At 69.2% G+C, this 13187-nt stretch carries 14 protein-coding genes; 9 read left to right on the top strand and 5 right to left on the bottom strand.

Features of this window, described 5'->3' with window-relative positions; genetic code table 11:
• Positions 1 to 42 precede the first annotated feature (42 nt).
• Both VIM54_RS03780 and VIM54_RS03775 read left to right on the top strand, forming a co-directional pair.
• Positions 43 to 1359, top strand: coding sequence for an alpha-glucosidase/alpha-galactosidase (locus tag VIM54_RS03780; RefSeq protein WP_331899280.1), 1317 nt, complete (start codon positions 43 to 45; stop codon positions 1357 to 1359).
• Positions 1356 to 2216: a class II fructose-bisphosphate aldolase gene (locus tag VIM54_RS03775; protein ID WP_331899278.1), complete on the top strand. Its 861-nt coding sequence runs from the start codon at positions 1356 to 1358 to the stop codon at positions 2214 to 2216. The genes VIM54_RS03780 and VIM54_RS03775 overlap by 4 nt, the downstream gene beginning before the upstream one ends.
• A 131-nt stretch (positions 2217 to 2347) precedes the next feature.
• On the opposite strand, the gene VIM54_RS03770 is transcribed toward VIM54_RS03775, so the two are convergent.
• The 3 genes from VIM54_RS03770 to VIM54_RS03760 all read right to left on the bottom strand — a co-directional run bounded on the left by VIM54_RS03770 (position 2348) and on the right by VIM54_RS03760 (position 5287).
• Positions 2348 to 3781 (bottom strand): HNH endonuclease signature motif containing protein, encoded by a 1434-nt coding sequence (locus VIM54_RS03770; RefSeq protein ID WP_331899277.1) that lies wholly within the window; start codon positions 3779 to 3781, stop codon positions 2348 to 2350.
• 218 nt (positions 3782 to 3999) lie between these two features.
• Entirely contained in the window at positions 4000 to 4182 is a 183-nt protein-coding gene (locus VIM54_RS03765; RefSeq protein WP_331899275.1) for a hypothetical protein, read from the bottom strand.
• Positions 4183 to 4219: 37 nt separating this feature from the next.
• The gene (locus VIM54_RS03760; RefSeq protein ID WP_331899274.1) at positions 4220 to 5287 is read right to left on the bottom strand and encodes an amidohydrolase family protein; all 1068 of its coding nucleotides are present in this window, start codon (positions 5285 to 5287) and stop codon (positions 4220 to 4222) included.
• Between the two features lie 166 nt (positions 5288 to 5453).
• Here VIM54_RS03760 and VIM54_RS03755 point away from each other — a divergent pair, with 166 nt between their 5' ends.
• Genes VIM54_RS03755 through VIM54_RS03730 form a run of 6 tightly spaced genes read left to right on the top strand, consistent with a single transcriptional unit; the run spans position 5454 to position 11397 of the window.
• Positions 5454 to 6326 (top strand): sugar isomerase, encoded by an 873-nt coding sequence (locus tag VIM54_RS03755; RefSeq protein WP_331899273.1) that lies wholly within the window; start codon positions 5454 to 5456, stop codon positions 6324 to 6326.
• A 47-nt stretch (positions 6327 to 6373) separates the two neighbouring features.
• The gene (locus VIM54_RS03750; RefSeq protein ID WP_331899272.1) at positions 6374 to 7708 is read left to right on the top strand and encodes an extracellular solute-binding protein; all 1335 of its coding nucleotides are present in this window, start codon (positions 6374 to 6376) and stop codon (positions 7706 to 7708) included.
• The gene (locus tag VIM54_RS03745) at positions 7708 to 8661 is read left to right on the top strand and encodes a sugar ABC transporter permease (protein ID WP_331899270.1); all 954 of its coding nucleotides are present in this window, start codon (positions 7708 to 7710) and stop codon (positions 8659 to 8661) included. Before VIM54_RS03750 ends, VIM54_RS03745 begins: the two co-directional genes overlap by 1 nt.
• Positions 8661 to 9524 (top strand): carbohydrate ABC transporter permease, encoded by an 864-nt coding sequence (locus tag VIM54_RS03740; RefSeq protein WP_331899268.1) that lies wholly within the window; start codon positions 8661 to 8663, stop codon positions 9522 to 9524. The genes VIM54_RS03745 and VIM54_RS03740 overlap by 1 nt, the downstream gene beginning before the upstream one ends.
• Entirely contained in the window at positions 9521 to 10480 is a 960-nt protein-coding gene (locus tag VIM54_RS03735) for a carbohydrate kinase family protein (RefSeq protein ID WP_331899266.1), read from the top strand. The genes VIM54_RS03740 and VIM54_RS03735 overlap by 4 nt, the downstream gene beginning before the upstream one ends.
• The gene (locus VIM54_RS03730) at positions 10477 to 11397 is read left to right on the top strand and encodes a 1-phosphofructokinase family hexose kinase (protein WP_331899264.1); all 921 of its coding nucleotides are present in this window, start codon (positions 10477 to 10479) and stop codon (positions 11395 to 11397) included. Before VIM54_RS03735 ends, VIM54_RS03730 begins: the two co-directional genes overlap by 4 nt.
• A gap of 30 nt (positions 11398 to 11427) precedes the next feature.
• On the opposite strand, the gene VIM54_RS03725 is transcribed toward VIM54_RS03730, so the two are convergent.
• Both VIM54_RS03725 and VIM54_RS03720 read right to left on the bottom strand, forming a co-directional pair.
• Positions 11428 to 12414 carry an SDR family oxidoreductase gene (locus tag VIM54_RS03725; RefSeq protein WP_331899263.1) on the bottom strand — a complete coding sequence of 329 codons (987 nt, stop codon included), beginning with the start codon at positions 12412 to 12414 and terminating at the stop codon, positions 11428 to 11430.
• Between the two features lie 2 nt (positions 12415 to 12416).
• On the bottom strand, positions 12417 to 12851 hold the full coding sequence (locus tag VIM54_RS03720; RefSeq protein ID WP_331899262.1) for a MarR family transcriptional regulator: 435 nt from the start codon (positions 12849 to 12851) through the stop codon (positions 12417 to 12419).
• Between the two features lie 63 nt (positions 12852 to 12914).
• Between VIM54_RS03720 and VIM54_RS03715 the strand changes: the two genes are divergently transcribed.
• On the top strand, positions 12915 to 13121 hold the full coding sequence (locus VIM54_RS03715) for a hypothetical protein (RefSeq protein WP_331899261.1): 207 nt from the start codon (positions 12915 to 12917) through the stop codon (positions 13119 to 13121).
• Positions 13122 to 13187: the final 66 nt, after the last annotated feature.

The raw sequence follows: 13187 nt of genomic DNA, 5'->3' as shown, positions 1-13187 counted from the left end.
GAAAACTTGCGCGGTTTGATCATACAAGTCGATGATCGCTCTATGACAACGGTTACCTTCATTGGCGCGGGAAGCGTCGTTTTCACCCGCCAACTGGTGGCCGCTCTCCTCGGATTCGCCGAATTGGCCGACGTGACCCTTGTGTTGCACGACGTGGATGCGGCGCGGCTCGCGGTGGCGGAGGGCACCGCTCGCCAGGTGAACGAACGGCTCGGTGCCAGCGCCGCGATCTCGTCCACCCTCGACCGCCGGGCGGCCCTCGAGGGCGCGGACTTCGTGATCAACACCATCCAGGTTGGCGGCATCGACGCCACCCGCAAGGACCTCGAGATCCCGGCCCGTTACGGCCTCAACCAGACCATCGGTGACACCACCGGAATCGGCGGCGTGTTCCGGGGCCTGCGCACCTTCCCCGTACTGAGCGAGCTCACCGCGGACATCCGCCGCTACTGCCCGGATGCCTGGTTGCTCAACTACACGAACCCGATGGCGATGAACATCTGGTGGGCCTCCGTGGTGGCCCCCGAGGTGAAGGCCGTCGGCCTCTGCCACAGCGTCTACTGGACCGTGCACGACCTCGGCGAGCTGATCGGCGTGCCGATCGAGGAGACCCGCTATCGCGCTGCCGGAGTGAACCATCAGGCCTGGCTGCTCGAGTGGACGCGCGACGGCGAGGACCTGTACCCGCTGCTGCGCGAGAAGATCCGGGCGGATGACGGCCTCTCGCGCCGCGTTCGGGTGGAGATCTTCCGACGGCTGGGCTTCTATCCCACCGAGACGAGCGAGCACTCCTCCGAGTACCTGCCCTGGTTCCTGCGTTCGGTGGAGCAGATCGAGCGTTACCGCCTGCGGCCGCTCGAGTACATCGGCATCAGCGAGGAGAACGTGGCCGAGTTCGAGCAGGCCAAGCGGTCCCTCGCCGACGGCACACCGCTCGTGCTCGAACAGAACGCGGCCGAGTATGCCCCGCAGGTGATCCACTCGATGGTCACCGGCACGCCGCGGGTCATCCACGCAAACGTGGTCAACGCCGGCCTGATCGACAACCTGCCGCAGGGGGCCGTGGTGGAGGTGCCGACCACGGTGGATGCCTCGGGCCTCACGCCGCACGCGGTCGGGGCGTTGCCCGTGCAGTGCGCCGCCCTCAACCGCCCGTACCTCTCGGTGGCGGAGCTCACGATCGAGGCCGTGCGCACCGGTGACCCGCGGCTGATCCGGCAGGCCGTGCTCATGGACCCGAACGCCAACTCCACGCTCACCCCCGAGCAGATCTGGGAGCTCTGCAACGATCTCGTCACGGCCCACGGCGATCTGCTGCCCGAGCCGCTGCGTGAACTCATCCCGGCGGACGCGCTGTGACGCTGGTCCCCACGGCCACCCTCATCGCCGAAGCGGTCGCGCGCGGTCGAGCGGTGCCGAGCTTCAACGTGATCTCGCTCGAGCACGCGGAGGCGATCGTCAGCGGCGCCGACCTGGCCGGCGTCGGCGTGCTGTTGCAGCTGAGCGAGAACACGGTGAGGTACCACGGCGGGATGCGGCCCATTGTGGCGGCATGCCGAGAGCTCGCGGCCTCCGCGCGGTCGCCCATCGGCATCCACCTCGACCACTTCGAGTCGGCGGCACTCATCGACGAGGCGATCTCGCTCGGGCCACGGTCCGGCTCTGACTTCGGCCTCGGATCCCTCATGGTCGACGCGTCGACCGGGCCGTATGAGCAGAACGTCGCCCTCACGGCATCCGCCGTCTCCCGCGGTCGCGCCGCCGGTCTCTGGATCGAGGCCGAGTTCGGCGAGGTCGGCGGCAAGGACGGCGGCCACGCGCCGGGGGTGCGCACCGACCCGCTCGAGGCGAGCCGGTTCGTGGCGGCCACGGGCGTCGACGGCCTCGCCGTGGCGGTCGGCAGTTCGCACGCGATGACGGAGCAGACCGCGTCGCTCGACCTCGATCTGATCGCGAGGCTCGCCGAGGCCGTGCCGGTGCCGCTCGTGCTGCACGGCTCGTCCGGTGTGCCGGATGCCGTGCTGCGCGAGGCGATCGCCGCCGGCATCCGCAAGGTGAACGTGGGCACTGGTCTCAACATCGCGTTCACCGCCGAGGTGCGGGCGATGCTCGACTCGACGCCGACGCTGACCGACCCGCGGCGCTACCTCGCCCCGGCCCGCGATCGGGTGGGCGAACTCGTGGCGCACCTGTGCGAGGTCATCGCCGGGGCGTGACCGCGTAGCGCGACGGGGAGAGACCGGGCCCAGGACCGGGCTGGCGGGCTGGCGAGCGAGCGGGCTAGCGAGCGGCCTGGCGAGCGGGCGGGCCGGCGAGCGTGCGCCCGACTCCCGCGGGCAGACTGGCGTCACGCGAGCTGGGCGGCATAGAGGTCTCGAAACGCGGCGCTCTTGGAAGGCATCAGCCGCGGCAGCCGGTCGGGGTCGATGCTCGCGGGCGGGATGAGCCAGTAGCCGGCCTGGTCGTGCGCGATCTCCCACCCGTTGTTGTGCACGAGCATGTGGTGATGTCGGCATAGGAGCACTCCGCGCTCGAGGTCGGTCTGGCCGCGATCCCGATGCCAGTGGTCGATGTGGTGCGCTTCGCACCAGCTGGGTGGTCGGTCGCAGCCGCGGAAGAGACATCCGCCGTCGCGGGCGGCAAGGGCGACGCGTTGGCGGGCGGTGTAGAGGCGCTGTTCGCGGCCGACATCGAGGGCATTTCCGGTGGAGTCGAACGAGATGGCGACTACGCCGTCCGCGCAGGCGATGCGCTCGACCGTGGCGAGCGAGACCGGGGTGGCGACGCCTTCGATGTGGCCGGCTCCGACGCCGGTTTCGAGCGCCCGGGCGGTGACGAGCACGCGCACGGACGGTGAGCGGGAGCCGATGATGCCGCGGGAGGCCGGCGTGTCGCTACCGCAGGCGAGACGCAAGAGGTCGGTGAAGGTGTCGTGCACGTACTGGTCGACCGTTCGACCGTCGCCACGCACGCCGCCGGATACGGCATCCGCCCAGGCTCGGTCCTCGGCGCTGAGGAAGCTGACGTTGCCGCGGTGGGGAGCGGTGACGCGGTCGTAGAGGTCATCCCAGAAGGCGGCCGCCTCGAGGTCCGGATCGACGATGTACCGGCTGAGCCCGTTGGCTCGCCGAACCCGGCGGATGGAACGCTCGTCACGCAGCTGTTGCTCGCGCTGGGCGACCCCGTCAACGTCGAGATCGTCACGCAGCTGGCGTGCGCGCGTGAGCAGCTCGTCGGCATTCAGCGCGGGGGCCTCGGCGAGCAGCGTCTGCACGGCCGCGGCCAGCAACTCGCTCGTGACGAGCGCCGCCGGGCCCCCGAGACCGGTGCGGATGGCTCGAGCGGCGTCCACAGAGAGGGCACCGGATGCCACGGCACTCCCGACCGCCAGGAGCCAGGGTTCGGGCAGGTCATCGATGTGACCATCGGAACAGAGCGCGGCATTGGCCTCGTGCATCAGGGTGCCGACGGCGACGAGAGCCGAAGCATCCCGAGCGGTGGAGCCTGTGGTGTGTTGCACGAGCTTTTCGGGAGTGCGGAAGCCCTGGCGCTGCGCGAGTCCGTCGTAGCCGAGCTCCCGCCGCGAGCGGTGCGCGATCTCGCCGGCAATGACCGACGCGGAGGCATCGAGTGCACGGCGAGCCTCGGCGAGGATGCGCTGGGCGCCGAGCAAGCGATCGTCATCGAGGACACGGACCGCGCCTGCGGCGGTGGGAAGCGCACACGCGGCGGCCCGAACCGCGGCGAGCGATTCAGTGAATGTATCTTCGAGAACTGCCATAGAAATATTGTCTCAGAATCGAACATAGATCTGAATAGCTCCTAGAAACTGGTGGACAACTCTCGAATCCCGGGCCTGTGGAGGAGAGGACACCGGCACGTAGACGAAGCGCAGGCGCGGATCGGCGGCCAGACCCTCCTGCACGAAGACCGCCCGATAGGTCTCGAGCAGGCGCGACCAGACGCACTCGTTCCAGATCGACAGATGGCGCTGCCCTCCTAGTCCGGACCGTAGGTCTTCACCCCGCAGGCGGCGACCACCCGGTCGGGCGCCCAGGTCTCGCCACTCGCGAAGATGCGCATCCAGAACGGCGTGCATTCGGCGAGCTGGGTGGCGAGCGGGGCGAGCTTCATCCCCTCGGCCGAGCCGGCGCTGGTGGTGTCGAGCGAGCGCACGTCCACGTGCGGGAGCGGCGAGAGGTCATGAGTGCAGCTTCGGTCAGAGCCCAAGCACCCGCAGCGCATTGCCGCGGTAGATCGCCTCGAGCTGCGGATCCGAGAGATGCAGAGCCGAGACCGTCCAGCGGCCCTGCGGCGGGATGGCTGACTCCGGCGCGTACTCGAAGGCCTCGTCGCGCGACTCGAGAAAGCGGAAGTGCAGCTCGTACTGCTCGCCCGTGATGGGGTAGATGTCGGTGCCGAAGAGCACGCGGTCGGGGAAGCGCTCGATCAGCTCGCGGAACCGGCGCGGCTGGCGCCCGAGCTCGGCCATGCGCCCGGCGATGTCGATCGTGAAGTGGGGAGCCGCGGCCAGCAGGGACGAGACCCGGTCGAGATCCTCGGCCGCGCAGCCGGCGTGCGCGCCGATGTAGCGTGTGCCCGGGGTTGCGGTGACGAGGGTCGCGAGGGCGTCGAGTAGACGCTCGAAGGTCGGATGCAGGTAGGTGTCGCCGAACCACCAGTCCTTCTGCTGCACCAGCTCGTCGAGTCGCTCGTTGTTCTCGTCCGCCGGCTGGAAGAACGCCTTCGGGTCGGCCACGTGGATGAGCACCGGCAGCCCGAGCTCTCCCGCGTGGGCCAGGATGCGCACCACGCGGTCGTCATCCGGCAGCACGAGAGCGCCGGAGGCGTCGCGCACGGTGAGCCCGAGGTTCTTCCACACCTTGAGCCCCGCGGCGCCGCGCGCCGCGCTGTCGTCGAGGGATTCGCGCAGCACCCGCTCCCCGTCCGGCCGGGCGAGCAGCGCCCAGTCGAGCTGGCAGAAGGTGAGGAAGCGGCCGGGATGCGCGCGGTCGTAACGGTCGAGGTTCGCCTTGAGCTCGTCTCCCCACATTCCGTCGAGGCTCACGATCGTCTCCACGTTGCGGTCGTCCATGAGCTGGAGCAGCGCGGCGACGTCGGCGATCATCCACTGGCCGTCGCTGAGCCAGCGGCCCAGGTGATTGTGGATGTCGATGGCCGCGAACCGCGCGCGGGGCACATTCGTCACCCGCCTGGTCAGCTGCGACCGCGGGGTCCACTCGGTGAGACGCAGGCCGGCAAGGGCGGCCCAGTCGGGAGAATCCATCTTCCGACCCTGTCATAGCCCGATCCGGCCCGCACCACGCGCCGTCAAACGCTCAGCGAAACTGATCAGTTCAGACCGTTTTCTTGTCATATGAACAGTTCTGGATCCACCATGGGGGAATCGTGGCGCGCGGCGCCACAGCGTAAGCAGAGGACCAGTGCACCAGATGAGCATCACGTCAGCAGAGATCGCGAGCCAGCCCACCGTGTGGGCGCGGGCGCTTCTCGAACAGGACCGCTCGGCCCTCGGGCTGCCCGGAGAGCGAGTGCTCTTCCTGGGCTGCGGAACTTCGGCATTCGTCGCCGAGTCGCTCGCGGTGCTGCGGGAACGCGCCGGAGACGGCGAGACCGATGCCGCATACGCCTCGGAGTGGACCCCCGGGCGACGCTACGACCGGGTGGTCGCCATCACCCGTTCCGGCAGCACGAGCGAGGTGCTCGCCGCTCTCGCCCTCGTCGACCCAGGAACCCCGACCGCCGCGATCACCGCGGTCACCCACGAGGCGGTGCATGCCCTCGTGGACAGCACCCTCGTGCTCGGCTTCGCCGATGAGGAGTCTGTCGTTCAGACGCGATTCCCCTCGGCGCTCCTCATTCTCGCGCGGCAGGCCTACGGCTACGACGTGACCGGGGTGCCGGAGGCCGCGGCCGCCGCGATCGCCGAACCGCTCGGGATCGACGTCACCGCGTTCGACCACTTCGTCTACCTCGGATCCGGCTGGACCTACGGCCTCGCCCAGGAGGCCGCGCTCAAGGTGCGCGAAGCGGCGCAGGCCTGGTCGGAGTCCTACCCCTTGCTCGACTACCGCCACGGGCCGATCGCGGTCGCGCATCCCGGATCGCTGGTCTGGATCTTCGGCGCCGTCGAGCTCGACCTCATCGCGGACATCGAGGCGACCGGCGCGACGGTGCGGTCGGACTTCTCCGACCCGCTCGTGCAGCTGGTGCAGGCCCAGCGGCTCGCGGTGGCGCTCGCCGAGAGCCGTGGCCTCGACCCGGACAAGCCGCGCCACCTCACCAGGTCGGTCATCCTGCACTGATCGCATCCCCCCAGTTCGGCACCCCACCACCCCAGAGGAGCACGTCGATGGTCAGCAGAATCTTCACTTCGAACGGCGGGGCTCGCCGCTGGATTGCCGGCTCCGCGGCGCTGCTCCTGGGCGTCGCGCTCCTGTCCGGATGCTCCGGACAGTCCGGCGGGTCGGCCACCCTCGACACGAAGGCAAAGGTCAGCCTCACGGTGTGGACCGGCCAGGAGGAGGGCGCGGAGAAGCTGCTCGACAAGCTCGCCGCCACGTTCGAGAAACTACATCCGAACGTCTCGCTGAACCTGTCGCCCGGCGCCTCCTCCACCGAGGACCTGCTGCAGAAGCTCTCCGCGAGCTTCGCCGGAGGCAACTACCCGGACATGTCGTACTCGTTCGGTTCGTGGACGAGCCAGCTCGAGTCATCCGACCGCACCCTCGACATCACCACGCAGGTTGCCGATCCGAGCGTGAAGTGGTCGGAGTTCTCGAAGGCCGCGCAGGAGACAGCCCGGCCCACCGGCAAGAAGACCATCGGCTTCCCGGCGATCGTCGACAACCTCGCCCTGCTTTACAACAAGACGGTCTTCGACAACGCCGGGGTCGCCTACCCGACAAACGATTGGACCTGGGATGACTTCCGGGCCGCCGCGAAGAAGCTCACCGACAAGTCCAGGCACATCTACGGCTACGCGTATTCGGTCTCCGGAAGCGAGGAGACCACCTGGCAGCTCTGGCCGCACCTCTGGCAGAACGGCGGTGACATCCTCTCCCAGGACGGCACGAAGTCCGCCTTCAACAGCGAGGCCGGCGTCAAGGCGGTGAACTTCCTGCGGGACATGGCCATCACCGACAAGAGCGTCTACCTCGATCAGACTGACACCAAGTTCGGCCAGCTGTTCGCGAGCGACGACATCGGCATGATCACCTCGGGCCCGTGGCAGCTCTACGACCTCGGCATCGCGAAGACGAAGTACGGGGTCACCTCCCTGCCGGGCACGAACGGCAACCACGCGACCGTGTCCGGGCCGGATGTCTGGGCCCTCTTCGACCACAAGGACGCGAACCGCGCCTACTGGACATACGAGTGGGCCAAATACCTCACCGACCCTGCGCAGGACCTGCAGTGGAACGTGGCGATCGGCAACCTCCCGCTTCGTTCGAGTGAGGCGGACAGCCCGGAGTTCGCGACGCAGGTGAAGGCCAACCCCGGGCTCGACGTGATGGCGGCCAACTCCGCGAACGCCACGACGGCACGCCCGACCGTCGCCGGGTATGTCGGACTCTCCGCCGCCGTCGGCGACGCGGTGAGCCAGGTGCTGCAGGGCCAGGGCACCGCCGAAGCGGCGCTCACGGCCGCCGCCGCCAAGGCCGACAAAGCCCTGAAGGACAAGTAGTGACCGCCGTCGTCGATCGGGTCTCGACCGGGCCGCGCCCGACCGCGCCCCGGCCGGCGGCCCGGGACTCGAAGAGGCGGCGGCGCCTGCTCGACAGCCTGGAGGGCTGGGGCTTCGTCGCCCCCGCGCTCGTCATCGTGCTCGGCCTCTCGATCTTCCCGGCGATCTGGGCCCTCTTCCTCTCCCTGCAGAAGTGGAACGGGTTCAGCGAGCCGGTGAACGTCGGATTCGCCAACTACCAGCGGATGGTGGCGGACACCGAGCTGCAGGATGCCCTGTGGCACACCATCCTCTACGTGTTGCTTTTCGTGCCCACCTCGGTGGGCCTCGGACTGTTCCTCGCGGCGGCGCTCAACCGCAACATCCGGTTCATCGGGATCTACCGCACGGCCATCTTCATCCCCTTCGTCGCCTCGGCGGCGGTCACCGGCATCCTCACCACCTACCTGTTCAACCCCCAGTTCGGTCTTTTCAACAACGTCCTGCGCGTGCTGGGCCTGCCCCAGCAGGGCTGGCTCGAGGACCCGGCCCAGGCGATGGTCGTGATCACGATCATGTCGCTCTGGGGGCAGGCCGCCTTCACCACCGTGATCTACCTCGCCGCCCTGCAGGACATGCCGGGCGAGCTCATGGAGGCCGCCCGCATCGACGGCGCCAACAAGTGGCAGGTGTTCTGGCAGGTGGTGTGGCCGCAGCTCACGCCGGTGACTGTCTTCGCCACCATCTGGCAGGTGATCGGCGCCATCCAACTGTTCGACCTCGTCTACACGACCACGAGGGGCGGCCCGCTGGGCGCGACGCAGACCATCGTCTACTACCTCTGGCAGACCGCCTTCCAGAAGCTCGACTTCGGCTACGGATCGGCGATCGCCTACGGACTGTTCGCGCTGACCCTCCTGATCACGATCGGCGTGGTCATCTACTCGCGACGCACCAAGATCGAGGCCTTCTGATGACGGCACTCGCCGCTGCTCCAACCCGACAGCCCGGCCGAAAGCGTCGCCCGCTGCCGTTCAGCGGCTGGCACTTCTTCCTGCTCCCGGTGGCGGTGCTCTTCGCGATCCCGTTCGTGCAGATGTTTCTCACCTCGGTGACCCCCGCGTCGGAGATCAACAAGTTCCCGCCCCGCTTCTGGCCGTCGGCCATCAGCTTCGACGGTTACGCGTCGCTGTTCGGCAAGTCGGACATTTTGCTCTGGCTGGGCAACACCCTCATCGTCTCGAGTTCGGCGATCGCCTCTCACCTCGTGTTGTGCTCGCTCGCCGGCTACGGATTCGCCCGGTTGAAGTTCCGCGGGCGCCACTTCGGGTTTTTCGCGGTGCTGGCCACAATCATGATCCCCACCCAGCTGCTCATGATCCCCACCTACATCCTGTTCTCCCGGGTTGGCCTCATCGACAGCCTCGGGGCGGCGATCGTGCCCTGGCTCGCCTCGGCGTTCGGGATCTTCCTGATGCGACAGTTCTTCCTCTCGCTGCCCGCCGAGCTCGAGGAGGCCGCCATGATCGACGGCTGCACGCGGCTGCAGGTGTTCTTCCGCGTGATCCTGCCGCTCGCGAAGCCGGCCCTCGCCACGCTCGCCATCTTCACCCTGCTCGGCTCGTGGAACGACCTGGTCTGGCCGCTCATCGCGATCAACAACGACCACGCGTTCACGCTGCAACTCGGCCTCGCCAACTTCCAGGGCACGCGGCGAACGCAGTGGTCGCTGCTCATGGCGGGTAACGTCGTTGCCACGCTGCCGCTCATCCTGTTCTTCCTGTTCGCCCAGAAGCAATTCATCGCCACGATGACCTTCTCCGGACTCAAGGGGTGAGCGCGATCGAAGAGAACGGGAACCCGATGCGAGTGCTCGTCGCCGGCGACGCCAACGTCGACCTCGTTCTGCGCGGCGACGTCGTGCCGCGATTCGGCCAGGCCGAGCAGCTGCTCGACTCGGCGGACCTCACCCTCGGCAGCTCGGCCGGGATCGTCGCGCACGGGCTCGCGAGGCTCGGCATCCCCACCGGGCTCGCCGCTCGAGTCGGGGACGACGAGTTCGGCCGGCTCACCCTCGGCTGGCTCGCGGACGCCGGGGTCGACACGTCGTCGGTCGCCGTTGATCCGAGCCTGCCGACCGGCCTCTCGGTGATCCTCTCGGCGCCGGCCGACCGCTCGATCCTCACCCTGCTCGGCTCGATTCCCACGCTCACGGGCGACGACGTGCTCGCCGCGAGCGCCGGCTTCTCGCACGTGCACTTCGCGTCCTATTTTCTGCTTGCCGGCCTCGCGGCGGAACTGCCGCAGGTGCTCGCGGAGCTCCGGGCGCGCGGGATCACGACGAGCCTCGACACCAACTGGGATCCGGCCGAGCAGTGGGCGGGCCTCGGCTCGGTGCTTCCGCTCGTCGACTTCCTGCTGCCGAACCTCGAGGAGCTGCGCGCGATCGCGCTCTCCCTCGGCGCGCGGGCCGCCGACTCGGACGAGCAGTGCGCCCGGTTCCTCGCCGCGCTGGGTCCGCTGGTCGTGGTGAAGGCCGGACGCGACGGCGGATGGTCGGTGCGCCACGACGCAGCCGTCGTGTCGGCTGCCGGGCTCGTGCTCGACGTGGTCGACACCACAGGAGCAGGCGACAGCTTCGACGCGGGCTATCTCGCGGCCGTGGCATCCGGGGTGCTGGATGAGGCCGAGCGGCTGCGCTGGGCGACCGTCGCCGGGTCGCTCTCGACTCGCGCCACCGGCGGCTCAACCGCCCAGCCCGGCCGCGCCGAACTGCTCTCCCAGCTGGCGTGATCACCATCCTCGCGCTCGGCCCGTCGGTGGATGTCACCTACCTCGTCGACGAGTTCTTCGAGGGCGGCACCTTCCGTCCGACCGGGGTCTATCGGGCCGCCGGAGGCAAGGCCATCAACGCCGCCCGGGCCGCGGTGACGATGGGGGCGGATGTCGCGGTGGTCGCCCCGCTCGGCGGGGCCTCCGGGCAATTCGTGCTCGACGAGGCCGTCGCGGCCGGCATCCGCCTGGTGCCGGTGTGGGCGTCCGCCGACACGCGAACCTGCATCTCCATCTCGTCCGCCGCGAGTGGGCTGCTCACGGAACTCTACGAGCAGCCGTCGGCGATCACCGGGGACGAGCTGGCGCGATTGCACGAGGGTGCGGACGGGTTGCTCGCCGAGCGCCCGGGGTGGTTCGCGATTTCGGGCGGGATCCCGGCATCCGTCCCCGTCGGCGGCCTCGCCGCCCTCGTCGAGCTCGCACACTCGCACGGGCACCCCGTGGCCGTCGACAGTCACGGACCGCCGCTGGCCGCCGCCCTCTCGGCCCGGCCGGAGTTGCTCAAGATCAATCGAGCCGAGGCGGCAGAGGCCCTCGGAATCGAGCCGGAGGCCGACGCGTTCGACACGGCGGAGCGGCTACGCGCCCTCACGGGCGGCACCGTCGTGATCACGGATGGCGTGGCCGGGTCGTACGCCGTCGACGAACAGGGACGCCACCGGGCCGAGTGGTCCGGCGACTTCGGGCGGTATCCGGTGGGCAGTGGCGACAGCTACCTCGGCGGGTTGCTGGCGTCGCTCGACGCCGGCGGCACCCTCGGAGACTCGCTCAGGCTCGCGGCGGGCTGTGCCGCTGCGAACGCCCTCGTGCCGGGGGCCGGCCGGTTCGCCGAGACCGACGCCCTGGCGATCGCCGCCGAGGTTGTCGTCTCCTAGCCGGCCGCCGCTGTCCTGGCCGGCGCCTTTCTAACCGGCCGCCGCGACGAGGCGGTCGTAGAGCTCGTTGAGGCGCGGGTCGACCACCTGGTGCAGCGGGTGCTCGTCGTGCCACTCGATGATCTCGCGAGCACCGAGCGCGAACGGGGTGGTCGCGACGTACCCGGGAACGAGCGACTTGACCTTGCTGTTGTCGAAGATCACGGAGTGGCTCCGATCGCCGAGGTGACCGCCAGACTGGTCGGGATCTGCCGCCGCGAGCACGTCCGATGTCACGTGCACGATCTTTGCTTCGACTCCGGCCGCGGTGGCCAGGGCCTCGGCGATCTGCGTCCAGGTGAGCACCTCGTCCGAGGTGATGTGCACGCTCTCGCCGATCGCCTGCGGGTTGCCGAGCAGCCCGACGAAGCCCTTGGCGAAGTCGCGGCTGTGAGTGAGCACCCAGAGCGATGTGCCGTCTCCGTGCAGCACGATCGGCACGCCGCGGCGCAACCGGTCGATCGCGGTCCAGCCGCCGGCGAGAGGGATGCTCGCCGCATCGTAGGTGTGCGACGGTCGCACGATCGTGGTCGGGAATCCGGTGTCGCGATAGGCCGTGACGAGCAGGTCCTCGCAGGCGATCTTGTCGCGGGAGTACTGCCAGAACGGGTTGCGAAGGGGCGTCGACTCGGTGATCGGGAGGCGGGCCGGCGGCTTCTGGTACGCGGAGGCCGAGGAGATGAAGACGTACTGGCCGATCCGGCCCGAGAAGAGGTCGATGTCCTGCTGCACGTGAGCGGTGCTGAAGGCGACGAAATCGACGACGATGTCGAACTCGAGGCGGCCCAGCGCGTCCCGAACCGAGTCGGCATCCCGCATGTCGGCCTGCAGGGCCCTCGCGCCGGCCGGCACGGTGTGCAGCGAGCTCAGACCGCGGTTGAGCAGGGTGACGTCGAGGCCCTGGCGCACCGCGAGTTCGCTGGCCTCCGAGCTGATGGTTCCGGTACCGCCGATGAACAGGACTCTGGGAGCAGACATCCCTACACCGTTGCCGCTGCGATGAGTTTCGTCAAGTCGTCGCGGACTCGCTCGAGCTCGGCCACCGGCATCCCGAGCCGCGCCACGATTTGGCCAGGCACCTTCTCCGCCTCGCTTCGCAGGGCGGCCCCGGCCGGGGTCAGCTGCACGGCGAGGGCACGCTCGTCGCTCGTGCTGCGGGCGCGGGTGACGAGCCCGGCCGCCTCGAGGCGCTTGAGCAGGGGCGAGAGGGTCGCCGGCTCAAGCAGTAGCGTCGCGCCGATGTCGGTCACCGTGCGCGGGCTCCGTTCCCAGAGGGCGAGCATCACGAGGTACTGCGGATGCGTGAGGCCGAGGGGCTGCAGCACCGGGCGGTAGAGGGCGATCACGCTTCGGGACGCGGCGGCGAGGGCGAAGCAGACCTGGCGGTCGAGGGCGAGGACATCGGGGCTGGCCATGGCCCCAGCATAGTGGGGATACGCAGAGTACACTGATGATTAGTGCACTAAGGAGTTGGGGCAATGTCGAAGAGAGTTCCCTGGTGGAATCGGTTGAATGGCGCGCTCGTGCCGTACATCGGGCCGCCGCCGCTTGGACCGTACAACGAGGCCCCGCTGCCGGCGACCGGGCCCAAGCCGTGTCCGATGTGCGGAAATCCGATGGACAAGCACGACATCGAACGCCGCGAGGGTCGCCCGACTCAGATCCACTGCCCGGCCGCGGCCTGATCACAGCCGCCGGCATCGACGCGGGCCGCGCCGGCATCGACGCCGCCCGCGCCGGCATCGCCGCCG

This window comes from Lacisediminihabitans sp., from assembly GCF_036569425.1.
Classification (GTDB): Bacteria; Actinomycetota; Actinomycetes; order Actinomycetales; family Microbacteriaceae; genus Lacisediminihabitans.
Note: the sequence above shows the minus strand (reverse complement) of the source record. Positions and strands in the feature narration are given on the sequence as shown.